The 24037-nt window shown below is 49.2% G+C and carries 22 protein-coding genes, 1 tRNA gene and 1 pseudogene; 14 read left to right on the top strand and 10 right to left on the bottom strand.

Annotation, left to right across the window (positions count from 1 at the left end; all coding sequences use genetic code 11):
- Positions 1-17 precede the first annotated feature (17 nt).
- Together H9Q13_RS06695 and H9Q13_RS06690 are read left to right on the top strand one after the other, a co-directional pair.
- Positions 18-185, top strand: coding sequence for a hypothetical protein (locus H9Q13_RS06695; RefSeq protein WP_191182990.1), 168 nt, complete (start codon positions 18-20; stop codon positions 183-185).
- A 318-nt stretch (positions 186-503) separates the two neighbouring features.
- Positions 504-1184, top strand: a complete 681-nt coding sequence (locus H9Q13_RS06690) for a Crp/Fnr family transcriptional regulator (RefSeq protein ID WP_191182989.1) — start codon at positions 504-506, stop codon at positions 1182-1184.
- Between the two features lie 76 nt (positions 1185-1260).
- Here H9Q13_RS06690 and H9Q13_RS06685 read toward each other — a convergent pair whose 3' ends face one another.
- The 4 genes from H9Q13_RS06685 to H9Q13_RS06670 are packed head-to-tail and all read right to left on the bottom strand — an operon-like array spanning position 1261 to position 5666.
- On the bottom strand, positions 1261-2805 hold the full coding sequence (locus H9Q13_RS06685; RefSeq protein ID WP_191182988.1) for a 4Fe-4S binding protein: 1545 nt from the start codon (positions 2803-2805) through the stop codon (positions 1261-1263).
- A 9-nt stretch (positions 2806-2814) separates the two neighbouring features.
- Entirely contained in the window at positions 2815-4203 is a 1389-nt protein-coding gene (locus H9Q13_RS06680; RefSeq protein ID WP_191182987.1) for an NAD(P)/FAD-dependent oxidoreductase, read from the bottom strand.
- Positions 4204-4212: 9 nt separating this feature from the next.
- Positions 4213-4905, bottom strand: coding sequence for a TIGR04283 family arsenosugar biosynthesis glycosyltransferase (locus H9Q13_RS06675; RefSeq protein WP_191182986.1), 693 nt, complete (start codon positions 4903-4905; stop codon positions 4213-4215).
- Between the two features lie 2 nt (positions 4906-4907).
- On the bottom strand, positions 4908-5666 hold the full coding sequence (locus H9Q13_RS06670) for a DUF547 domain-containing protein (RefSeq protein ID WP_191182985.1): 759 nt from the start codon (positions 5664-5666) through the stop codon (positions 4908-4910).
- Positions 5667-5822: 156 nt separating this feature from the next.
- Between H9Q13_RS06670 and H9Q13_RS06665 the strand changes: the two genes are divergently transcribed.
- The 10 genes from H9Q13_RS06665 to H9Q13_RS06620 all read left to right on the top strand — a co-directional run bounded on the left by H9Q13_RS06665 (position 5823) and on the right by H9Q13_RS06620 (position 16893).
- Positions 5823-6623, top strand: a complete 801-nt coding sequence (locus tag H9Q13_RS06665) for a DUF6503 family protein (RefSeq protein WP_191182984.1) — start codon at positions 5823-5825, stop codon at positions 6621-6623.
- Positions 6624-6875: 252 nt separating this feature from the next.
- Positions 6876-7361, top strand: coding sequence for a hypothetical protein (locus H9Q13_RS06660; protein ID WP_191182983.1), 486 nt, complete (start codon positions 6876-6878; stop codon positions 7359-7361).
- A gap of 23 nt (positions 7362-7384) precedes the next feature.
- Positions 7385-8236 (top strand): cyanophycinase, encoded by an 852-nt coding sequence (locus H9Q13_RS06655; protein WP_191182982.1) that lies wholly within the window; start codon positions 7385-7387, stop codon positions 8234-8236.
- A 230-nt stretch (positions 8237-8466) separates the two neighbouring features.
- Positions 8467-9054 (top strand): carboxymuconolactone decarboxylase family protein, encoded by a 588-nt coding sequence (locus H9Q13_RS06650; protein WP_191182981.1) that lies wholly within the window; start codon positions 8467-8469, stop codon positions 9052-9054.
- A 343-nt stretch (positions 9055-9397) separates the two neighbouring features.
- A complete protein-coding gene (locus H9Q13_RS06645) occupies positions 9398-11632 on the top strand; it encodes a hypothetical protein (protein WP_191182980.1) in 2235 nt (744 codons plus the stop codon).
- A complete protein-coding gene (locus H9Q13_RS06640; RefSeq protein ID WP_191182979.1) occupies positions 11601-12380 on the top strand; it encodes a hypothetical protein in 780 nt (259 codons plus the stop codon). Before H9Q13_RS06645 ends, H9Q13_RS06640 begins: the two co-directional genes overlap by 32 nt.
- Complete coding sequence (locus H9Q13_RS06635; RefSeq protein ID WP_224744125.1) at positions 12380-13417, top strand: polymorphic toxin type 23 domain-containing protein; 1038 nt, start codon at positions 12380-12382, stop codon at positions 13415-13417. Before H9Q13_RS06640 ends, H9Q13_RS06635 begins: the two co-directional genes overlap by 1 nt.
- Complete coding sequence (locus tag H9Q13_RS06630; RefSeq protein ID WP_191182977.1) at positions 13417-14271, top strand: hypothetical protein; 855 nt, start codon at positions 13417-13419, stop codon at positions 14269-14271. The genes H9Q13_RS06635 and H9Q13_RS06630 overlap by 1 nt, the downstream gene beginning before the upstream one ends.
- Positions 14272-15076: 805 nt before the next feature.
- Positions 15077-16534, top strand: a complete 1458-nt coding sequence (locus H9Q13_RS06625; protein WP_191182976.1) for a hypothetical protein — start codon at positions 15077-15079, stop codon at positions 16532-16534.
- Between the two features lie 74 nt (positions 16535-16608).
- Complete coding sequence (locus H9Q13_RS06620; RefSeq protein ID WP_191182975.1) at positions 16609-16893, top strand: hypothetical protein; 285 nt, start codon at positions 16609-16611, stop codon at positions 16891-16893.
- A 163-nt stretch (positions 16894-17056) separates the two neighbouring features.
- On the opposite strand, the pseudogene H9Q13_RS06615 reads toward H9Q13_RS06620, so the two are convergent.
- The 5 genes and pseudogenes from H9Q13_RS06615 to mltG all read right to left on the bottom strand — a co-directional run bounded on the left by H9Q13_RS06615 (position 17057) and on the right by mltG (position 21146).
- A pseudogene (locus H9Q13_RS06615) lies at positions 17057-18224 on the bottom strand (IS3 family transposase).
- Between the two features lie 106 nt (positions 18225-18330).
- Positions 18331-18415: transfer RNA gene (locus H9Q13_RS06610), tRNA-Ser, on the bottom strand.
- Between the two features lie 174 nt (positions 18416-18589).
- Positions 18590-19564, bottom strand: coding sequence for a YihY/virulence factor BrkB family protein (locus H9Q13_RS06605; RefSeq protein WP_191182974.1), 975 nt, complete (start codon positions 19562-19564; stop codon positions 18590-18592).
- On the bottom strand, positions 19561-19974 hold the full coding sequence (locus H9Q13_RS06600) for an acyl-CoA thioesterase (RefSeq protein WP_007653357.1): 414 nt from the start codon (positions 19972-19974) through the stop codon (positions 19561-19563). Before H9Q13_RS06600 ends, H9Q13_RS06605 begins: the two co-directional genes overlap by 4 nt.
- A gap of 101 nt (positions 19975-20075) precedes the next feature.
- Complete coding sequence (mltG, locus tag H9Q13_RS06595; protein WP_224744124.1) at positions 20076-21146, bottom strand: endolytic transglycosylase MltG; 1071 nt, start codon at positions 21144-21146, stop codon at positions 20076-20078.
- A 207-nt stretch (positions 21147-21353) separates the two neighbouring features.
- On the opposite strand from mltG, the gene H9Q13_RS06590 reads away from it, so the two are divergent.
- Positions 21354-21980: an L-threonylcarbamoyladenylate synthase gene (locus tag H9Q13_RS06590; protein WP_191182973.1), complete on the top strand. Its 627-nt coding sequence runs from the start codon at positions 21354-21356 to the stop codon at positions 21978-21980.
- 75 nt (positions 21981-22055) lie between these two features.
- On the opposite strand, the gene H9Q13_RS06585 is transcribed toward H9Q13_RS06590, so the two are convergent.
- Complete coding sequence (locus tag H9Q13_RS06585) at positions 22056-22964, bottom strand: lysophospholipid acyltransferase family protein (protein ID WP_317173880.1); 909 nt, start codon at positions 22962-22964, stop codon at positions 22056-22058.
- Between the two features lie 363 nt (positions 22965-23327).
- On the opposite strand from H9Q13_RS06585, the gene H9Q13_RS06580 reads away from it, so the two are divergent.
- Positions 23328-23933 carry a WbqC family protein gene (locus tag H9Q13_RS06580; protein ID WP_224744123.1) on the top strand — a complete coding sequence of 202 codons (606 nt, stop codon included), beginning with the start codon at positions 23328-23330 and terminating at the stop codon, positions 23931-23933.
- The last annotated feature ends 104 nt before the right edge of the window (positions 23934-24037 follow it).

Genomic DNA, 24037 nt, shown 5'->3' with positions numbered 1-24037 from the left:
CTAACAGGATGTGTTTAGTGATTAAAACTTATTGTTTTGCCGAACTGGACTTTCATAAGCGTCTGCAACGCTTACAAACCCCAAAAGGCCCCGGCGGTGCACCCGAAACCATACTGGTTAAGCCACTGCTATACGCCATGTCCGACCTGACAGGTATAGCCATCGGGCACATGATCAGCCTTTAACAGCTGTTCCCATTGAGGTATAGGTATGGCAAGCGCTCAATCAAGCTTCCTGAATACAAACCTATATCCGCCAAACTTTACTAAAGGTAAGTGGCCAACAAATTAGTTATTGTCGTTTGGCTGACAAATAAGAAATAGAAAATGTTTTGACGCCATCTTCAGCAGCAATCATTTAGCCCCTATCTTTCTCCCTTACCCAACATGGTAAGGCTAACTTGAGTCCTGTTTAGGCCATTGCAGTACATCGGGGTGGCTTCTGCGTAATAAAGATTATACCTTTAAGATCAAGAAATAACTGGTCTCTTCAATAGCAGCAATATGACCCACACCAAACTCTGGCATTTGGAAAACTTTAGCATGCTCCATATCCTTTCTAAAAGCGAGATAGAGGAAATGGACAGGATGGCGGTGATGCGTAACATGCCCCGTAACCAGGTGATTTATTTCCCCGAGGACAGCTCTGACACAGTATTCCTGCTAAAAAAAGGGAAGGTGAAGCTTTCGCGCATATCAGAATCAGGCAAAGAGATGATCTTAGCTATTTTGGGTCCGGGCGAGATTTTTGGGGAGCTTTCTATTACAGGGCAGACAAAGCGTGAAGAGATAGCTGCGGCCACAGAAGATGCCGTTATCTGCTCTGTGGGTATTTCTGATTTCCAAAGAATGATGGAGATGAACCCCAAATTCAACCTGCAGGTAACTAAGTTTATAGGCTTCAGATTAAAAAAGATACAGTCCCGACTGGAGGGTCTCATCTTCAAAACCGCGGAACAGCGCGTGCGCTACCTACTGAAAGAACTGGCCGAGGAGCACGGGCGCCAGATCATCCATAACCCCGAAGAGCGGGTCGTTAAAATGAAACTCACCCATGAAGACATTGCCAAGCTATCAGCCACCAGTCGCCAAACCGTGACCTCTGTGCTGAACGATTTGGAGAAGCAGGGCCTCATCAGCTACGACCGCAGCCGAATTTTCATCAGAAAGCACAGTGAACTGTAGGAAATGGCACGGTTAAAGAACTGGCCTTGCTGGTGCGCCTGACAGATCAATAGGCGATTAGCCGATAGCAAAACCCCTAACTTAGCATATTGATAGACTCGTTTCCGGTTAAGATAGGTATATCATTGATGCGGCCCTGTTGCGGCCCGTTCTCCAACTTAAGTACCCCACGTGGGCAAACCGAAGCGCAAACGCCACAGCCCACGCAGGAAGCACGCACAATGTTTTGCCCTCGCTGCGCATACCAGCGCACATCAATGCCCATTTCACAGTACGTAGAGCAGTTACCACACGAAATACATTGCCCCCCGTTGGTGGTGATCCGGAACCTGGACTTAAACCGCTGCACTATACCTAGGTAAGCGGCCAAAGGACAACCAAACCGGCACCAAACGCGGTTGCCCATCAACGGGTAAAAACCTACTCCCACCACACCCGCAAAGGCTGCCCCAATCAAAAAGCCATACCACTTATGCAGCGTGTCTGTCCACTGCCCCAACAGCCCGAAACCCGAAAAGTAGTTGGCAATCGTGACGCCGGTCATCACTACGGCAAAAACAAGTACACTATGCACCATCCAACGCTCAATTTTCCAGGCGCTTAAGGATTTATCTGAAAGGTGACGATAGGGGTCACCGGCTGTTTCGGCCAGTCCACCACAGCCACATACCCAACTGCAGTACCAGCGTTTCCCATAGAAGTATGTCAGCAAAGGCACTCCGAGTATGATCAGCAGGATCCCCGATATGAACATAAAAAGTCCTATGCTGCCACTGCTCAGCATTCCTTCCACGCGGTAGTTGTAGAAGAAGGTATAATCCAAAGGCCAGATGTTCTTAAAGTCGTGCCAGGGTTTATTCATCAACACCAGTATTTCAGGTATCAGGAAGGCGAAACTCAATTGGAAGAACATGACCGAAGAGGTGCGCAGCAACTGGTACTTATTGCCCCGATACTTGCGGAACATCCGCACCCCCATCACCAGAATGGCTAAGGTATAGATGGTACCGTACAGGAACCACTGACTTGCCGGTTGCCCGGACAGCATATGACTCAAGGGGTCTACCAGCAGCGCCCAGTTTACGATATACTCCGGAAACCAGTACAGTAACACGTATAGGCCAATCAGGTATACCCCGAGCGTAATGCCAATGATGCCACGCGATTTGTTGGAGGAGAACATCACCCCGTTGTGCTTGATGCCAGCAGGTTCGCCCCTATACTTAGGCAGCAAATTGAGCAATGCGCCAATTGCACCCAGCCCTATCGTCAGCAGTAGGAGCAACAGTTTGTTTTGTGCTACGAGGCCTTCGCTGGCTACTTTGGTGGCGGCAAAGGTATAGTCATCCCAGATGACACGGTTCCACTGCTCGTTCTCCTGCTGTTTCAGGTTGTAGTCGCTGACATAACGATCAAAGGCACTGACGAAGGCGAAGCTGCTGCCGTAGGTTTTGTTCAATACGGGGGCTAGCTCATGCCTCAATATTTCGTAGTGTGGCTCACTGGTCACCTGCTGCAGTTTCTCATCCGTTAGCCTGAACTCGCCCATAAAGAGCAAGGCATTGAAGAGAAGCAGCGCCCCCCAAAACAACCCTAACCCAACTTTCTGAATTATCTTCATCTTCCTTTTTTACAAACCTAGCAAAGCCCACAGGCTCTTTCGCTTTTTTTCTTTCTGTAGCTGCAGGCTAGTCCCAAACTGTTGGTTGAATCGCTGCAGGATTTCGGCATAGTGCCTGTCGTAGAACTCTGGGTCGAAATTGGCCTCCTGAAGCTTTCCTATCACCTCCTCCACCGTGACATTACGGCGAAGGGCCTTGTCAAAAAACGCATGGCGCAGGCGCATACCGAAGACATTTACCCCTTGTAGCTGTCGTCTATTTTTGTCAAAAAGCAGCCGTAGGCACTTCTTCCCATCGGGATGCTCCCAATAGAACGACACTACCGGCTCTTCCCACTTGTTAGGCACCAATCCATAGGTCTGGTATTCGATGTCGAGAAACTTGGCGGAATTGAACCAGGGTCCTGGCTGGTAGGGCACCGGACCCTGCGTCAGGTTATGGGCCAGCGTCTCGCCGTGCATGCGGCCCGTATACCATACCTGCTCCACCGGGCGGCGCAGCGGCGGCGGCGTGCGGTACTCCGCACAATCGCCTATAGCGAATACGTTGGGGATGTTAGTGGCAAAATGCTCGTCTACCAGTATCCCTTTATTTATTCCCAGTTGCGTATCTCGAACCAAACCAATATTCGGGCTGACTCCTACCGTCAGTCCCACAAACTGACAGGCAATTTCTTCCCCGTCCTTGGTAACAACGGCTTTCACTTGGCCCGTTCCGTCATCGATGATCTTGTCCAATTCAGCTCCCAGCCGCAGGTCGAAGTGGTGCTCACGGATGTGCCGGCCTACCAGTTCTGCTTCTTGCGGTGGCAGCACATTATCCCAGAACGCTTGCTCGCGCACCAGAAAAGTAACCGGTATGTTCCGGCTGCGCAGCATTTCAGCCATTTCTATCCCGATCAGGCCACCGCCCACCACAACAGCCTTTTGGCAGGTCTTGGTGCTGGCCTCCATGTTTTCCAAATCCTGGTAGCTATAGAGACCTTGCACACCCTTTAAATCCTGTCCTGGCCAGCCAAACATGTTCGATTGGGAGCCCAGGGCTAATACCAGGATGTCATACGCCAACGGGTCCTGCGTTTTCAGCTGCAATTCTTTTTTATCGAAATCTATGTGCGTTACCCAATCATGCACCAGGCTAAGGCGATTCTTCTCCCAAAACCAGTCTTCGTAGGGTTTGGTGTGCTCAAACTTCATATGGCCCATGTAGATATACATCAGCGCCGTGCGGGAGAAAAAGTGTTCGGTTTCGCCGGAAATGATAGTGATGCGGGACGTGCTGTCGCGTTTGCGTAAATGGCGGGCGCAGGTAACGCCCGCGATGCCATTGCCAATTATCACCACGTGGCGTGCCTTTGAATGAACACAGAACGCTTCTATGGGTTTTCCCTCTTTCATTCTTATAGATTAATTTCTCCTTAGCAAGCTATTATATTGCTCTCTGATAACTTGTGGTGGCACCTTCTTTTTGTAGAGTTGAAAAGCCAGGTAATTTGCCTTATTTACTCTGAAGTAACTGTTCTCGCTGTATTTTCTGGCCGATGCCTGGATATCCTTGGGTAGAATATGGTAACCATACAGTGGCATCAAACGGTGCACCAGCTCAAAGTCTTCCATCACGCAAAATGTCTCGTTGTAGCCGCCTATTTCTTCAAAAACGCTTTTGGGCAGGTATAGGGACTGGTCGCCACCACCGCTAAACATGGTTCTGAATCGCGATAAGAAAGAGTTGATGTTCAGCAAAAGGTTTCCCGGCATAAGCTTTAGTCTAAAGCAGCCCACCATATAGCCTGCGTCCATGGCGCGGTTGATATCTTTCACGAATGTCAGGGGGGGCAGGCAATCCGCATGCAGGAAGTAGAGAATCTCCCCAGTGCCTACTTCCGCTCCGGCATTCAGCTGTACTGCCCGGCAAGCCCTGTCTGTTCGCAACAGCTTGACAGGAGCAGGAATAATGGCATCCACTCCATCGGTACTGCCGCCATCCACCACCACAAGCTCCATTAACTGCCTGTCAAGCGCATTGCCCAGGTGCTCCAGTAGCTTCTGCAGCGGTGCTTTGTCGTTGTAAACCGGTATGACCACACTGACCTTTCGCATGGCTACTCGTTCAGGCTCCAATCGTATTTCATGTAATCCACCGTCGCATTTGGTTTGATCCTGGTACTGCTATACCTGTTAAGGTAATCGATCAGACTGCCTTTTTTTGTAAAGTCACCTTTAAACCAGTTGAATATTTGCGATACCTCTACCCTGTCGGGCGCCAGCTTGTTCTGTCTCGGGTCATTAATGAAAGCTCGTGCCTGCTCGTCCAACTGCTTTTCCAGTTTAGCCGCTACGAAAGCCTCGTTGCGCAAAGGCGGGCAGGAAAAGGACGCGCAGTTAATGGCAAAGTGTATACGGGGTTCGTCAAACTGCTTGCGCAGAATTTTGTGCTCAATTTCGTCCAGACTGGCCTCCTTACCCCCTATTTTGAAGAATTTCTTGTGCCACACCGTATTCACACCCGGCACTTTCAAAGTCGGGTGCAGGTCCTGTATGCTTTTGAGCGGATAGTTATCGATGATGAGCTTTACGGTGAAAGCGTTGTAGGCATTGATCCAATAAGCGAGCTGCTCAGTCTCCGACCATGTCTTCTTATCCGGTGGATTGTTACTGATACTGTTGAGGTAGCGCTGCAAATTAGCTTTATCCGCTATGAATCCCTTGTAATCTACTTCGCCAGTCTTGCTCACATGCCGTTGCAGCAACTCATCCCATACCTGGTGCGAGGGAGGCGTGGTGCCTTCAGCCCCAAGGGTAGAGCCACCCTGGCAACTACTGGCGATTAAGAGCATAAAAGCTATCAGTACTCGTCTCATGTTTCTGGTTTTGTTCAAAGATGCATATAAAAAGGAAAATACGCTGTCGTATAGCTGACACTTGGCATATTATACTACAGTATGCCCTAGATGAACGGGTTTATCAGGACACCTATACCGTATTTACGTAAAGTAAAGTTTAATCTATCCTAACTCATGAAACACAATCTGATTTTCTTCGCCCTCGGGGCAGTTACCCTCCAATTTTGCCAGCCGGCAGAAAATAAAAATGCAGAAGCCCTGGAAGTCAAAACGGATACCGCCGCCGAACAGCTGACTTACCCGGCCTACTTTAGCGAGGTGCTCGAAGCCCATGGCGGACTAGCCCAATGGAAACAACTGGGCACTATGCAGTACCAACTCACCAACAATGGCACTACCGAAACGCACCTTATAGATCTGAAAAGCCGCAAAGACCTGGTGAAAGCAGATAACTACACCATCGGACATGACGGAGAACAGGTATGGGTAAGCCCTAGCAAGGAGGCTTATCCCGGTAAATCAGCGAAATTTTACCACAATCTATATTTCTACTTTTATGCCATCCCTTTTGTGCTTGCAGACCCAGGCGTGAACTACCAGCAACTGGAGCCATTGGAGTTGGAAGGGAAGCGGTATAATGTGATCGGAGTCTCTTTTGGTGAAGGTATAGGCGACACGCCGGAGGATGAATACCGCTTACTGATCGACCCTGAGACAAACCGCCTGGATTGGTTGCTTTATACCGTCACCTTTTTTGATGGCCAGCCCAGCGAAAAGTTCAATGCGTTGAAATATGAGGATTACCAAGAGCAACGGGGCCTGCTTTTTCCCGCTAAACTGACCGGCTACAAATATGAGAACGGCAAAATAGGTGATGTGCGCTATAGCGTGTCCATTGATAGCCTGCAGCTCAAGGAAGAGCAACCAGCTCAGGATCAATTTAACAAACCAGCACAAGCCGAGACAGAGAGCTAATAAATAGGTAAAGGAATCTCTCTGCATTTGCCAACAGATCATTGTAGATCTCCGAATTTTTCAAGTTGAGAACCCAGGTGCTTTCCCTGTTATGTAAGCTGCCTGACATTTCTATGAATAAATGTACCATTTTATGTCTGTAGCCGCTCATTTATACGTCTAACTATAAGATATACTGGTGATTACACATTTTCATCATACTGTTTTATCATCCAGAATCCATTTTGATGTTTAACCTAAAAATATACTGTTATGGGAACTATCAATTGGAAAGCAGCGATCTGGGCCGGTATCATTGCCGCGCTAATTTTCCTGATGTTAGAAATGATCATGGTGCCCCTCTTCCTGGGTGGCAGTCCCTGGGCTCCGCCTCGTATGATTGCGGCCATCATTTTGGGAGAGGGCGTGTTACCGCCACCTGCTACATTTGATTTTGGGGTGCTGATGGCAGCACTCGTACTTCACCTGGTGCTATCCATTAGCTATACCTTGGCGATAGCCTTTCTCATCAATAACATGGCCCTGGGAAAAGCGCTGGCAGTAGGTGCCGTCATCGGCCTGATCATCTATTTTGTGAACTTCTACATCATGACCAGTCTTTTCCCTTGGTTTGCCATGGCCAGGAACTGGGTATCTGCTGTTGCTCATGTCAGTTTTGGGATTGCCGCCGCCTGGGCGTACCTCGGTCTGCTGCGGCACTCGGCCTATAACGGTCATTCTACGGCAAAATCAATTTAATCATGCTCTAAGAAGGAGGCAATGTGACACCTAAAGGCAAGATTGTCGCCATTGGCGGAAATGAGGACAAAGGAAGTTTCCCTCCCCATACTGATGCTGACAAGGAGCAGCAGATCTTGTTTTTCGAGCAGGGCATTTTAAAGCGTATACACGATGAGCTGTACGGTATAGGCACCCGGATTGAAGTTGTTACGACAGCTACTAGCATCCCGGACGAACTGTACCAGGTATACCTGCACGGGTTTATGCTTTTGGGCTGTGACAATGTAGGTCACCTGAAAATCCAGTCCCGTGAACAGGCAGACAGCAATAACACACTGCAGCGCCTGCAAAAGGCCGACGCCGTCATCTTCACGGGTGGGGACCAACTTAGAATTGCTGCTGCATTCAACGACACCGAAGCGCTAAAGCTCATCAGGAACCGTTACCTGAGTGAGGTAAAGTTTCTGGTTGCCGGGACTAGTGCGGGAGCCATGGCGCTCTGCAAAACCATGATCGAGGGCTCTACCGAGATTAAACCGCTTGTAAAAGGTATCGTCTTCATGGGCCACGGTCTTGGCTTGCTTCACAATGTCATCATCGATACCCATTTTGTGAACCGTCGTCGCATACCTCGCATGATCGAGGCGATTGCCATGCAGCCTCAGCTGGTTGGTGTCGGGCTGGGAGAAGACACGGGCGTTCTGATTTCCAAAGGAAACGAAATTGAGACGATCGGCTCTGGCCTAGTGGTTATTCTGGATGGGAGAAAACTGCAAGAGAACAATTTCAACCAACTGCAGGCGGGAGAACCCCTTTGCCTCGAACACCTGATTATGCATGTCCTCCCGAGAGGCAGAAGGTACCTGATCGATCAGGGAGCAATACACAGTTAAAGACTTGTGTTGTCTTGCTACCCTATGGATCAAGCCTCTTATTCCGTTTTGTCGCATACCTGACAAATTAGTTTTCCCCTTACTTATACCTTTGTGCCGAAGCTATCAAAGCTAGTGTTTACAACCTTATGCCCTCATCAGGTATAGTTGACTAATTCAGGGATGAAAAACTTTATTTAAGAAAAACGCAGCCATAGCTTCACATACATTTTTCCACATAATTCTAAACGATGACAATCAACACAGAAAATAAAAGATTTAAAACCACTTTAGAACCAGTAACCACCGCCACTGCAAATGAGGCACAAAAGCCTCATCTGGAAACATCTCAGAAGCAAATGGGGATGATTCCGAATATGTATGCTAACATGGTGAACTCACCAGGCTTAATGGAAACGTACGCCGTAGGGTATGAGCATTTCCGGAAGAACAGCGGCTTCTCTCCGGTGGAGCAGGAAGTGGTTTTCGTTACGATCAGTATTGCTAATGGCTGCGAATATTGCGCTGCAGCGCACAGTTTTCTAGCCGACAATGTGTCGAAGGTGCCAGTTGAGGTAACAAATGCCATTCGGGCAGAACAGGAGATACCAGATGCTAAATTAAATGCCCTATCGGTATTTACACGTGCAATGTTTGAGAAGCGTGGCAACCCTTCGCATGAGGATGTAGAAGCATTTTTAGAGGCAGGTTATCAGGAGAAACATATCCTCGAAATAATCCTTGCGCTAGCCGTAAAAACACTGAGTAACTACTCCAACCATATTTTCCACACGGAGGTAGATGACATGTTCAGTGGCAGAGCCTGGAGCAGGAATTAAACATAATACAACCAGTAGCTGATTTCTATGAGCGCTTCTGATGCTACTATGAGGCAAACCTGAAGAATTGATCTTAGCTCTTGAAACGAAAAAGCCCGTAAATCGCTGATTTACGGGCTTTTTGCTGGTTTGGTATCGCTACCAGCAGAGAGTTCATAGGAAACAAAATAGTCAAGGTTAAACTGGAATTTTCATGAGCGTAGCATCAGCTAATCAGTTTCAATAAATACCACTTAGGGAGACAAGTCTTATTATATAAAATCAAATTTAAATTAAAATTATTATAATAACCAAAACATTATTGAAATATAAAAGTAATATATTATACTATTACAACAAGACTATGCGAAAGATCCTGATTGTCCAGCTGGTACTGCTTTTAAAGTTCTCCCCTGCAAGCGAGGCACAGGACGCCTTCTCCTCTTTCTCCGACCTGCACATTCACCCTACCTATAAGCACTACAACAGACCAAAGACCGCAGAGGACATGAAGCTGATCCTGGCCGGCTCTGACACTACGGGTGGAAAGCTGCGCTTCACCCCGGAACTGCTGGCGCACTTCCAGTCGGCTACACCGCAGCAGAAGGCCATGAGCGCTGACAATTGGGAAAGCTATCTCCTCTCCCGCAAACCCCGGCAAAGAAAGGCGCTGCAAAGAGGATTGACGTCAGATTTGCGCAATTATGACCAAGCCAGTTACGCAGAATTGAAATACACCCCCGGTTCCATCCTTTGCAACAGTTTCTACCCTTTTGAGAAACAGTATGCCCTGAGCTTCATCAAGAGATTGATTAACGGTAAACTGGTATCCAAAATGGGCATGCGACGGCTTCGGTATTACAGCACACCTGCCCATGCTCCGCTGCACGACTTCTTGGCTGAGTACTACTTCTCGCAGCTGCAGGACTCCGTACGCCCGGTACACGTCACCTTTCCCACAGCGCTATACCAGAAAGACGGTGAAACCGTTGGTCATGGGGAGCCGCAGCAATACTATAGCCAGGTAAAGCTGGTCAGGGACAACGGGGAATTACGCGCGGCTTTGGCGCATAATGCACAGCTCGACAGCAGCGACCCCGACAGGGTCATCATCAGTCCGATGCTGATGACCATAGAGGGTGCACAGGTGCTGTACGGCCCCTTGTCCGGTAGAAAAGGCTACATCGGCAAGCCCCAAAACGATAATGAGCACGGACAGGAAAAGGAGATCAGAGAAGAGCTGTTGTCCAACGTTTCATTGCTCAAAAACTTACCCCATCGGCTGTTCTTCATTACCCTAGGGCACTTTGCGCAAAACCATGTCGTGGGCTTTGCCAAAACCATTGACCGGGACCCCGAGAGCTACCAGCACCGGCTGCCTGCCCTGCTTTCCAAAATCCCGACTGTCAGAAACAGCATCGTCAACAAGGAGTATGATGGCTTCAATGACCTGCACTGCCAGAAGCTGGGCCTTGATGTCGTAAAAGCTTTCGTTGATCCTACCACGACAAAATACGGGAAGCCGACCTATATTGATGTGAAGCACATGGATGTGAAGGCCCGCATCCAGTATTACTACCAGAGAAGGCGGCTGGAAAAGGAACTGGGTATTCCAATACCCATTGTAGCCTCGCATTTTGCCGTCAGCGGTGAAAAGCAGGCCATGGCCGCTGCCACCGGCCTGCGGCCCAATTTTGACCGGTACCAGGAATCGGAGGACCCGAGGGCTTTTTACAAGAAATCGATTTTGAAAGGGGAAGATCCGGTAGCCCGGGCAAAGTACTGGCGCGAGGGCGTTATGGAGGGGCGCGGATACTCCAGGGACCTGAACTCATTTGAAAGAGCCATGTATCAGCCATTAAATTTCCGGGACCCCACCCTTTTGACCAGCGACGCCACCTATGACCCTTTCAGCGGGTATGACTTGGCGGCAGACAAGACCGCCGGATGGTTTTACCCTTGGTCCCTGAACCTGTTTGATGAGGAGATTATCGAAATAAATAAATCAGACGGCATCATAGGCCTGCTGCTGGACCCTCGCCAGTTGGGGGCCTTTGCCCCCAACTACACTGAGGACTACGAAAAGGAGATGGCGCGTCGCTTCCAGGAAATCAGCGATTCGCTTCCTCCTGAAAAGCTGCAGGAATTACAATTAACGCCCGATAACCTCAAAGTCATAGAATACCTGAAGGTTGAGCCACTGCTGCGGAACATCTTTTATATTGTTCGGCTTACCTCCTACCAGCAAGCAGCTGAAAGACTGCCTGATACAGAGAGGAACGCGCTGAACAACTATTTTTTCCAATATACGCCTGATGATGTGACGCTGCGAAAAGCCCCCTGGGATATTGTTGCCCTGGGCAGTGACTATGACGGCCTGATTGACCCGATTGATTTTGCCCCCACGGCCTCCTATCTCCCGCTGTTACATCGGAGGATGGTCGTGTACGCCTACATTTTTGCCCAGCTGCACGCGGAAGATTTTCATGAGCCACACCGAACGGGGCAACCCCTTATCACCAGCCTGGAGGATAGCAGGGTCAAAATGCAAAAGTTGTTTTACGAGAATGGAAAGAAATTTATACTTGACTATTTCTGATATGGCGATGCGCTTCTATTTCTTTTTCGGTGGACTGCTGCTGCTTGCTGCCAAGGGCTTTTCCCAGCCCCACGTGAAGGGGGGAACTCCGGAATCCCTGCTGCCGCTGGAAGAGGCCACCACCTCAAAACACGACTATGTGAACTTTGATGTCCTGCAGCTGTCGGTGGGACACGGTTACAGCACCAGCCGGATTGGACCCCAAGCCCTTGCACCCTCGTGGAGCTTTCAAGTGGTGTACCCGTACGCCTTTTTCAGGGAAAAACATATCCGCATCGGGAAAGAGCCCCTTTACATGACTGCCGGATTGCGGGCCGGACGCAACCGGCTGGTTTGGAAAGATACGGCATGGAGCCCCAACAGTGACGGTGTCCTGGAGCCGGCACGAAACAACCGCATGGGCAAAAGCGCACTTCGGGCCAGCTATATCGGTGTCCTTGTATTGCCTTTTATGCAGTTGGGCCGGTTTGACCAGTGGACCCTGATGGCAGGCCCTGCGCTGGATTATAACATCGAGGGAGTGCTGATCAACCGCACTGAAAACCAAGGGCGCCGCCAGCTCTCATCCAGCAGGCAAGTCAGCCGATTCTCTGTTCCGCTGCATTTCCAGGTGAGCAGGGTCATGAACAGAACCAAAACAATGTCTGCCGGCGCATTCGGCAGCTATTATGGGCAGCGGTTCCGGCACGGGTCCCTCTCGCATATCGACCAGCTTGTTTTTGGATTAAACGGTGCCATTATCCTGTAATGAAGAGACAAATGTTCCATATTCCCAGTATTTACCCGGCTAAAGCCGCCGCTCAGACAAAGAGGTGCCTGTTACTGCTTGCATTTTTGGCCGCACTTACTCCACTGGCGGCGCAAACACCTGTTGACACCAGGGCTAACCCCTATGCTTTCCAATACGGGTTTTCCCTGAAGGCCAGTATTGAACTGGGGATCTCGAAGCATGCACCGGCACCGGTTTACCGCCTGGTCGCTTCCACGGGGGTGGCCTCCAACTTTTTGAAATCAAGTTTACACCCCTCTCTCAACACGGAGCTGCAGCTTTACAATGGCGGGCTGGGCAGCAGGAACCAGCGGTTCACGTTCAAACCTACATTCGACTTTATCACTTCTGTCATGCTAACGGCCGGGGATAAGAACTTTTTATACAGCCGGAACCAGCCGTTCGTGGAAACACGCATGGTCCCCTTGTACTATTTCGGTGATTTTGTTATTCCTCCCCTGCAGAATCCTTTCCGAAACTCCGTCAGCGTGGGGACCAATTTTATTTTCACATCTGATAAATCCAAGAAAAACCAGCGGGTCGGGTTTGTCAACGTGCACCTGAACCGCTTTCAGATATCCTACTATAATGACGGCGGCATAGGGATATCACACACCCGCATCGGGGACAGAAAAGACAGGTACTATACAGGGGGGGCTGTAGTAAGCTATCACGGACAGCCTCATACGGTAGCCAGCTTGGTAGAGGTGAGCTACCACAAGCATACCGGATATACGCTGAACGCCTTCGAGCTGTCGAACAAGATGTACCTGGCCTATATGAACTACCGCGATCCGGTGCAGGAGGACTATAATAAAAGTGTATGGAGCCTGACAGTGACCAATGTGGCGCAGCATTACGGAGCCAGTATCAAAGGGTATAACTATGTGCGGGTTGATGCCCAGCATTGGATTCACTGGACCTTGTTTGACAGTTTTCACCTGGTCCCATACCAGCCGCATCTTTCCTTAAGCGGACACTTTAATAGGGGAAACACAACATTAGGTCTAAGATAATGCGCACGATTCCCTATTTACTGACTGTTGCCCTGCTCCTGACTGGATGCGGCAAGCACCTCACCTATAGCTCCTACAGCGAGGAGAGCCTGCCAACAAACAGGCAGCAGGTAGGTCGCATCACCCTGGACGGTAGTTACCAACTCTATGTGCGCAGACTGTATGAGGAAAACGACGGGGAGCGAAAACGTTTGGTCACACGCCGGTATCAGGAGGCGGCCCCCGGGGGTATCCTTGTTGAAATAGAGTACCTGCTGCTATCGGAGACAAAGCAAAACGTAATTTATATTTCTACCATCTCTAATCACTACAGGAACCGTTACGCTGAGCGGGATATACCGCCGAATCAGCTCAACGCCTATGATTTCAAAGTTATCCTGTTTGGTAAGCTAAACGACTCCGGTGAGATTGCTTTTGATGCCAAGCGCGGCGAGGCGGTAGATGTATGGAGCCTAAAGTATGGTGCAAATCGTAATTTTTTGGAAATCAGTGGAATCACTGAGCTTATAAAAAACGAATTTCAACTGTATATCCCGGCTGACAAGGCACTGAGGGAACCGGTGCACTTTGAGGGGTTTAAGCAATACGCGCTCATATACCAGAGTACCTTCGACAATACGACCCAGCCACCGCTCTCCTTTTCCGAACGAAAAGACACAGGTGATGTCGCTTCCTTCACAGGTACTATTTATTTTGTCCGAAAGTCCAGGAAGCCCCGCAACGGCCATTTTGAAAACATGCGCATGTACTTCCCTTTCGATAGCCCCCTGTCGAGGAAAAACCAAAGGCTTCTGAGCATTTACTTTAAACGTGACAGGATCGGCTCGAACCCCTATCTACTGTTCGACAAATAGCTTTTAATCACTTTATGCAGCCATATTACCTAAAAATTCCATTGTCTGTTTCACATTGGGGCTGTTCAACAGTAATACGCCCTTTTAGACGAGCAGAGGCTCATGCTGTCATTTTACCCACTGCCATTTCCCAGCAAGGCTGATACCTACAGGTGGCTTACTTATGAAAGCAAAATCTGCTCCGACAGTCTTTTTGCCGGTTGTTTGACCAATCGAATAAATTTATGCATGGGGAAATTCTGGAAACAAACCAAGTGTATTCCCCTGACTCCTCAAAGAGGTAACGGCTTCTATACTTCGCAAACCATCCAGCCAGTCCAGGCAAACAAAAGTCAAGGTCTGTAGTCCTGGTACTCAAAGGCAAAAAAGTGTTTGTCGTGGAAAAACGGGGGTTTGTGTAAAATTTAATATAGCCTTCAGCCGACCACATACCTTCGCAAAGGATATACTTTTAGGATACGTAATGCCTGCAAAGTTATACCTGTTTGACTTCGTCTATGCGGTTGAAGAACCTATGGGCCGTCCTATAAAAATCAGCGTTTCATGTCAGGCTGTCCCTTACCCCTACCTGCAAGCAATGGAATACAACCACTCGGTAAGGTTCACCGCTATAGGCTGTCATGTGCACTACCCGGGCCCGTTTTTAGGACCATAAGCAGGCTGAGCTAGACACCCCTGGTAGCTCACTGACCTCATTGCTATATCCCGCATAAATATATTAACTATTTGTTTTTAAATACCTTATGAAATTTTTCAATAAATTATAACTATTATTACAATAATTTAAATTTAAACCATGATACGCATGAAGAATATACGCTCTACTGCACTGGCTGTTACAATACTCCTACTTGGGTGCTTTTCTTTCATGGGTTGTGCCTCTCTATCTAAAAAAGGTGGTAATCCCCTCCCCGTTCAAGCTAGTCTGAATAACGGCCAAAAGAATATAGAAACAGCCGTTTTTACCCTTGACTTAAGTAAACCCAATCCAAAATTACTTCAATCAGACAATGCTCGCAGAAGGCTAGTTGCCCAAACCGATGAACTAATTGTTTTCGAGCTCATCAATGCCAATCCTTTTAAATACAGGTATGTCCTTAATCACCGCTCCGTCAATTTTTTCGAGCAGCAAGATGCAACCCCGATGGACAGGGTTTTGGCATCCTGGAAAGCCAATAATGATGTTGTAGAGAAAGGAAAAAAAATGAAAGACTCAATCAATCATGTAAATAAAAATACCGCTCACGCCCAATACCTTATAGCGACTAATTCGTCCGAGAAAAACCAGCTGCAGATTGCTCCTGCTACAACCCCTCCTACAGATGCAAAAGGGCACAAAGAGCTTATCTTGAGTGCGGCCCGCATCTTAGCGCTCAAGGGGAAAAACCTGCTTTCTAGAGCAAACAGCTATACTGCGACTATTTCTGCAGCTGATTACTTAAATAGAAGCACTTTTGAAAGTCAAAGAGACGCTTTAACAGAGGAATTGGTAGTATTACTCTATGATCACGACATCCTAAATGGGGAGGCAGCTGCCTACCAGGATGACGATTTCCAAAATAAATATAAGACCCAGATTCAGGAACTTACTGCTAGCACAGATAGCATCAAAAAGAGCTTGGATAAGCTATACAGCCTGCGCTTCGACAATTATACGCTTCCCCTGGATGTTAACGGCAAAAATATCGACGCTGTGGAAATCACTTTGGAGCGTTTCGATAACACTGCGGCAGTCAGCAGCCTCATTGACAAATATTCTTATAACATCTGGTTGAAAGGCGGTATCAAAATCGATGTCAGTGGAGGGATATTTCTCACCTCACTCGTGAACAAGGAGTACTTTACCACGGACACACTTGTCACAGTGAACGATACCCAGCAAACGCAGAAGCTGGTACACTCACGCAACAAGGGGAATTATCAGGTTGGATTTGGGTCTACCATCAATGCCTCCCTGCGAGGCGGTTCCTGGGTGAGACCTGCGTTGAGCGTGGGTGCCCTCTTCAGCCCGGACGAGAAGTTTCAGCTTTTGTCAGGCCTGGGACTCATCCTTGGAAAGCAGGAGCGCTTGGTTTTTCATTATGGCCTTTCCATGGGTTCAGTGCAAACTATCTCCGACAACATCAAAGCGGACACCAAAAGGCCCTATGACTTAGGCACTGAAGGGCAAATTCCCACTTACGAGAAATTCTCTTTCGGCCATTTCTTCGGTCTGACCTATAATTTTACAAAGCCACGGATAGCCACGTCCACCGCCCCTTAGCTTTGGAACTCCTGGGCTGCGTACGCATTGCATGATTCCCTGAAAAAGAAAGTACCATTCTATCATCCTGCAAAATGAAAAACTTTAGCATAGCCTTTACTTTATGCCTGTCACTTAGCGTGCTGGGGGCATGCTCCCCGGCTGCGCAAACAGAAGCCCCCACCTCTACCCCTAAGGCAGTAAGCCTGAGCCAGGATTGTGAGGATGGCATCAACACCTTTAACCAACAGCTGACACAGCGCTACATCAGGGACATTGCCCGCGTCAGCTCAAGCAATGCCAGTACTCGGGAAGAACTCAGGACCTACTACCCAGAAGCGAGGGAAGCCTGGAACAGTGTAAGCTTCCCCGTATTTTAGGCCATTGTAAAGTGTCTCGTCCTGAAATAAGTTGACGGTTTTGAGACGAAATTACTTTTTATTTTGAGACCTCCAATGCGTTTGTGTTGGAGGTTTTCTTTTTCCACTGTTTTACCTCCAATTCCTGCTGGAGGTGCATCTGCTCCGGTGTCAGGTAATGGCACTAGAGGTGGGGCCTGAGGCTGTTGTAGATGCCCACTGACTCGGCGATCACCCGCACTGCCTCCAGGTGGTGGGCAAAGCCCCGCTCCAGGCCAAACTCACCCTTCAGAATGCCGTTCACGCGCTCGGCCACCGCGTTCTGGTAAGGGTCGTATTTCTCGGTCATGCTCGGTTTTATCTGGGCCTCTTCCAGCAGCTGCTGGTACTCCTCGGAGCAGTACTGCAGCCCCCGGTCCGAGTGGTGGATCAGCCCGTGGCCGTACCTCTTTCCCCCAACGGCCATCCTCAGCGCCTTGACGGGCCCCTCCGCGCGCAGGTCCTCTGAAAGCTGGTAGCCCACGATCTTCTTGGAGTAGGCGTCAGTCACCAGCGAGAGGTAGCTGTGGCCCTCCCTGGTGGGGATATAGGTGATGTCCGCCACCCATACCTGCTCAGGGCGCGCTATCTTGACACCCTCCACCAGGTTCCTGTGCTTTTTCATCCAGTGCTTTGAGTCAGTGGTTTTACGGTGGCTTTTCTTTGGCCTGACCAGCAGCCCCCTGTCGCGGAGGATGGAGAAGAACTTGTCCCTTCCCACCTTCAGGCCCCGGAGCTGCCCTGGAGCAGGTGGTGGAGCTTGCGGGTGCCCAGGCGCGGCATCCGCAGGCGGATCTGCCGCACCAGCCCCACGACCTGCTCGGCCGTCTGCTTTTGATCCAGCGCTCTTGCCTGGCGCCGGTAATAGGCTTGCCTGGAATACCCAAACAGTTGGCAGGCCTCTGACAAACTCATCGCTTTCCCTTCTCTGAGTTTGTCGGCTGTTTGGGTAAAGACTTTTTTCGGATCTGAATCCCCAGCTGGCCCTCGGCCACATCGATAATGGTGTCTAAGAGTTTGGCTTTGAGCTCGGCCTCTTTGGCTCTTTTCTCGGAAGCGGCCAGCTGGGCCTCCAGCTCTTTGATGCGTTGGTTGGGTGTCTGTGACATGGTGCCTTGGTTGAAGTCCCAAGTTAAGCGTCCGTGCTTTCGGAGCCAAACCAGAACGGTGCTTCGCCCCTGGATGCCGTACTTTTTCTGAGCCTGTTTGTAGGTGAGATCTCCTTGCTCCACCTCGGCCACCACGGCCAGTTTAAAGCCCAGGGTATAATCGCGCTGGCTGCGCTTGCTTTTTTTCTGCGCTGCTTTTTCCATAATAGGTTGATGTTGGTGTCAACCTATTTCAGGACGGTACATCAGAAACGAAAAAGCCCGTAAATCGCTGATTTACGGGCTTTTTGCTCTTTGGTATTGCTACCAGCAGAGAGTGAGGGATTCGAACCCCCGGACCTGTTACAGTCAACGGTTTTCAAGACCGCCGCGTTCGACCACTCCGCCAACTCTCTGTAATTGAATCGAGCACAAAAGTATAGTACCGAGTTGAATTATCAAAACTATACGGCAATATTTTTAGCCGGATTTAGCATTTCGAGCATAAGCCTCTGATTTTGAAGCTTAAAAATTTACTCTGATTTCAACTTATACCTCTCCTACTTTGGCTATACCTGGCCTAAGGTTGCTTATGCTGCTGCAGAAGCGGCTTGCGCTGCATTTTGTGCCGTCTTGCGAGTCAGTCGCTTGGTCACGGAATCAATGCTCACGTTAATCTCAAAGCCCAGGATCAAAATCATGGACACGAAATCGAGCCAGATCATCAGACCGATGAGGGCCCCAATCGACCCGTAAAATTTGTTATAAGTATCGAAGGCGCTGATGTAGAGCGAGAAGATCATCGACACCAGAAAGATCAGGATAGTTGCGACTACCGCGCCAGCCGAGAAAAAAGGCCATTTGTCCTGTATGGCAGGCACGTAATAATAGATAAGCGAGGTAGCCAGCAGGAACAGCAGCACAATGGCCACATATTTCAGCATCACGATCAAGGTATAGGTATAGCTTTCTGTTACAACCTCATAAAAGACCAGCACATCCAATATCCATTGCCCAAAAAAGATCGTCGCGACAGCCAGAAACAGAATAGAGGAAAGCGCAATAGTAAGCACCGTGGCAATTACCCGTTTTTTCAGGTATGGCCGCTTGTAAAAGGTGTGGTACTTTTTGTCAAAGGCGTCCATCAGAGACATAATGCCGTTGGTAGACAGAATGAGGGCGAAGAGGAAGCCGAAGGAAAGCAGTCCTCCTCGAGGTTTGTTCACAATGTCGTCAATCGTTCCATACGCCACGGTATACATCTCCTCGGGCAGGAAGTCAGACAAGAAGTTGAGAATGCTCTCGCCCAAGTCCAGCGACAAAATGCTGGGCACATAAGGTATGAGCGTAAAGAGAAAGATGATAGTCGGGAAAATGGCCAGCGTAAAGTTAAACGCCATGTAGGATGCCCGCTTGGTAATCGAGTCCAGTCTGAGCTCACCCAGCAACACATCTGCTACCTCGTATACCGAAGACTGGCCGTTATTAAAGCGCCACCTCTTCAGAAAGACGATGAACTTGCGGTACGCTCTGCGGCGTTTCAGATATTGCTGGTTCAGCCTCATTCGCTATAGTATCCGTCCAACTTCTGGTGTATAAGCGCAGGTATAGCTGTCGGGCGTCCTGATTTCATATCCACAAACACCATCGTCGTTTCGCCCACGTTCAGCAAGGTTTGCTCCTCGTTATACACCTCGTACTCAAACTTTATACGCGAGCCATGGGGCTTGTGCTTCAGAAAGAGCTTGATCGTGAGCAGATCGTCGTACTTGGCCGGGCGGATATACTTGCACTTGAGCTCGAGCACGGGCATCATGGTGCCTGTCGCCTCCATCTCTTTGTAGTGTATACCCAAGCGACGAAACACCTCCGTACGGGCCACTTCGTAGTAGGCCGCGTAGTTGCCATAATAGACATAGCCCATCTGGTCGGTTTCGGCGTAGCGCACGCGTATCTGTACTTCTGATTCGAACATTGATTAAATGGTTGAATGGTTAAATTGTTAAATGGTTAACCTACTAAAGGAGTTTATAAAAACTGCGAATCAACAATTTAACAATGCAGCAATTAAACAATTTACTTTAAAATATTCCGCTGCGTCAGTGCTCTTTGGTAGCGGCGGGCGTTGGCGATGTGCTCGGCGTGCGTCACAGCGAAGCTGTGGTAGCCTGAGAAGTCTTCTTTCGCGCAGAAATAAATGTACTTGTGCTCTTCCGGATTCAGTACGGCGTCGATACTGGAGATATCTGGAACGTTGATCGGGCCCGGAGGCAAGCCTGCATAGCGGTACGTGTTGTAAGGGGAGTCCTGCTGCAGGTGCACGTTGAGAACGCGGCGAATCGTAAAGTCCCGCACGGCATACACCACCGTTGGGTCAGCCTCGAGCTTCATGCCTTTCTGCAGTCGGTTCAGGTATACGCCGGCCACACGCGGTTTCTCGTCATTTTTGATGGTTTCGGCCTGCACAATGGAGGCTAGCGTGGATACCTCTTTGGGAGTCAGGCCCATTTTCTCGGCCTTAGCTTTGCGCTCAGCTGTCCAGAAGCGGTCGTGCTCAGATTTCATGCGCTGCATAAGCTCTGGTGCTGTGATGGTCCAGTATACCTCGTACGTGTTCGGTATAAACATGCTCACCACTGTGGTGGTGTCGAATCCGAGCGATTGCAGGTAAACCTGGTCGTTGAGCAGGCTGTCGATTTCCTCTACCGATGGCTCTACAGCAGCAGCCAGTTTCTCAGCCAGTTGGCTGCGCAGGCGGATGTTGTTGAAGGTAAGCTTAAGTGGCGACTGCTCCCCGAGTCGCAGCACTCCGATTAACTGGCGGTTGCCCCAGCCGTTCTCGATCTTATACCTGCCCGGCTTCACCAGTTCGTCGTAGTCCATGAGCTTGGCCATGAAGCGCAGCGACAGGCGGTCGATGATCACACCGGTAGCCTCTACTGAGTCGAGCGCCTGCTTGTAGTCGGCGCCGGTTGGGATGTATACATAGGTGTCCTGACCTTTGGTGTCTACGTTGGCGGTATACACAATTTGGTAGGCATAATAGGAAAAGCTCACAAACAGGAACAGCAACAGCACGACAATGCCTGGTATCCACATGCTTTTCTCTTTCTTGACGCGTCTGCGTGGGGTGACTTCGTTAGCCATAATGAAAATAAAAAGTCCGGAAAAATATTTAGGTTCCGGCCCTGTATAGTTTAGGCTACAAAAATAACACTAATCTTGCTTATCTGACTAATTTTGAGCGAGCTTCTGTGTGAATGCTGCGTTAACCCCGGCAGCAGGCCATACCTGCAACGCGGTTGGCATTTCTACAGTATGCCTTAGGTAACGCACTAAAATCAAGATAAAACTATGCCCAACGCTGTTTTCCTCCAGATACATCCGGATAACCCACAGCCCAAAAAGATACAGGAAGCCGTCGAGATTCTTCGCAACGGTGGTATCGTCATCTACCCAACCGACACGATCTACGGCCTCGGCTGCGACATCCACAACACAAGGGCGGTAGAGCGCGTGTGTCAGATCAAAGGCGTGAAACCCGATAAGGTAAACCTTTCCTTTATCTGCTCTGACCTGACACATATCTCCGATTATGCCAAGATAGACACGCCTACTTACAAAGTGATGAAAAAGGCACTGCCCGGCCCCTTCACTTTCGTTCTCGACGCCAGCAGTCGCGTGCCCCGCTACGCAGGCAGCAAAAAGAAAACCGTGGGTATACGCGTGCCCGACAACAAAATTGCCCTGGCACTGGTGCAGGAGCTCGGTAACCCCATCCTCTCCACGTCCATCCACGACGAAGACGAAGTGATCGAGTACAGCACCGACCCAGAACTGATCTATGATAAATACCGCAACCTAGTGGACGCCGTAATCGATGGCGGCCCCGGCAACAATGTGGCCTCTACTGTAGTCGATGCCGCCAATAATTTTGAGGTGCTCAGAGAAGGCGCAGGTGATGTAGAGGAGTATCTTTAGGAGTTCTGAGTCTCGAGTTATGAGTTATGAGTTTGTGCAAATAACCTGGAAAATCAACTCGGGACTCAGAACTCATTACTCAGAACTTGCGGCCTGCGGCCGCTGGTGTTTCCATCGCTTGTGCGTCCAGAGGTAGTTGGCGGGGTTGCGGCGGATCGAGGACTCCAGTTTTTGAGCAAAGGCTTCCGTGATGGGGAATGCGCCTTCTTCGGGTTTAGAGTTTCCGTCGGACAGCACTTCGAAAGTAAGTCGGTAATGACCGCGTTTTTCCCGTTCCACATCCAGAAACAGCACCGGGCAGCCAAAGGCATTGGCTAACTTCTCGGCCCCGACAAAGAAAGGGGTATCCTGATTTAGAAATGTTGTCCAGAACTGTATCTCTCCGTAAGGGGGCGTTTGGTCCGACAGCATGGCAACCACCCGCGCTGTTTTGCGGTTCCGCACAAAGTCGCGCATGGTGTCCTTCATCTTGATGAGGCGGGCACCAAGCCGACCTCGCAGGTATAGCATAAACTCCTCAAAGAACTTGCTCTTGAGGGGGCGGTAGATCCCTTCGGCCGGGAAACCAAACTGCACCGCTCCGGCTGGCAACACCCATTCCCAGTTTCCGGAATGAGACCCCATCGTGATGACGGTCTTGCCTTGCCGCACAAAATTATCCAGCAGCTCCTGGTTGGAGAACACAATGCGACGTCTCATTTCGGCTGCGTCCATCGAGGCTAGTTTCAAAATCTCCATGATCAGGTCGGGGAACTGTCGGTAGAAGGCTTTGGCTATACCTTGTATTTCCTTCTCTGGCTTTTCAGGAAAGGAATTGCGCAAATTTTGAAACACGACTTTTTTGCGGTAGCCGATAATATAATATACCAGCACAAACAAAAAGTCGGCTAGCAGGTATAGCACTGACAACGGCAACAAAGACAGGCCTTTGAGCAACCACCAGAGCGGGAAATACAGGGCAGGTATGTTCGGAGTTTCTTTCACGGGTATAATCGCCTGCAAAGGTACGACCTATACTTGCATTATGAAATTAAAGAAATCATGCTTATTTAGCAGGGAAAGGACATAGGTTGTAAGACACAGGTCGCAGGACTGCAGGTATAAAGAGGGCTGTAAAACTGCTCTTTCGGACTTGCAATCCGGAAGTTCATGGCCAGCGGATTTGTAATCCGCTTAGCAAATGCAGTTGCTATCGGCAGGCAAGCGGATTGAAAATCCGCAAAACAGACGATTCCGGATTACAAATCCGAAATAGCAGACAATTTGCACTTCAGCTTGAGACTCAGAATTTGCAGCTCTAAACTTTCTAACTCCCAAACTCTCTAACTTTTTAACTTCCATACTCCCTTGCTTCTTCTTACCGAAATCATGTACCACCCTCCCATCCAGTACTTCACGCAGGCACTAAAGTCGGATGGTTTACTGCTGGAGAAAAACGAAAACTACGTAAAACAAAGCTACCGTAGTCGTTGCCATGTGCTCACGGCACAGGGCATGGTGCAGCTTAGCGTGCCGGTGCTGCGTGGCAGCAGCAAAGACAAGACCCCTATTACGGAAATAGAGATTGACTATAGCCAGAAATGGTACAACGTGCACTGGCGCACCATACAGGCCGCCTATGGCCGGGCGCCTTATTTCGAGTTTTACAGCGACTATATCCGGGAGGTATATGAGCGGCAGCCGAAATATTTGTTTGACCTGAACGTTGATTTATTGCGGCTTTATCTTAAATTTCTGAAACTGGATCGGGCAATAGGCTTCACAGACAACTTTCAATCAGAGCATCCAGCGGGGGTGCTCGACCTCAGAAATAGGATTCATCCTAAAATCATTCCTGACAACTTGTACGTACAACCCTATACGCAAGTATTTGGCAAACAATTTGTACAAGACCTTAGTATAATTGACTTGTTGTTTACACAGGGTCCGAAGTCGCTCTCCTACTTACAATAATGCCACTGCAAAACTAAACCTTTGTACTGCAGGACTTGTTAAAAACAGAGGCTTATCCTGTTAACCTCAACCAGTTACAACATTTTTAGACCTTTACATTTTTT

Source organism: Pontibacter aquaedesilientis, assembly GCF_014773225.1.
Lineage (GTDB): Bacteria > Bacteroidota > Bacteroidia > Cytophagales > Hymenobacteraceae > Pontibacter > Pontibacter aquaedesilientis.
This window is presented reverse-complemented; position numbering and strand designations above follow the sequence as displayed.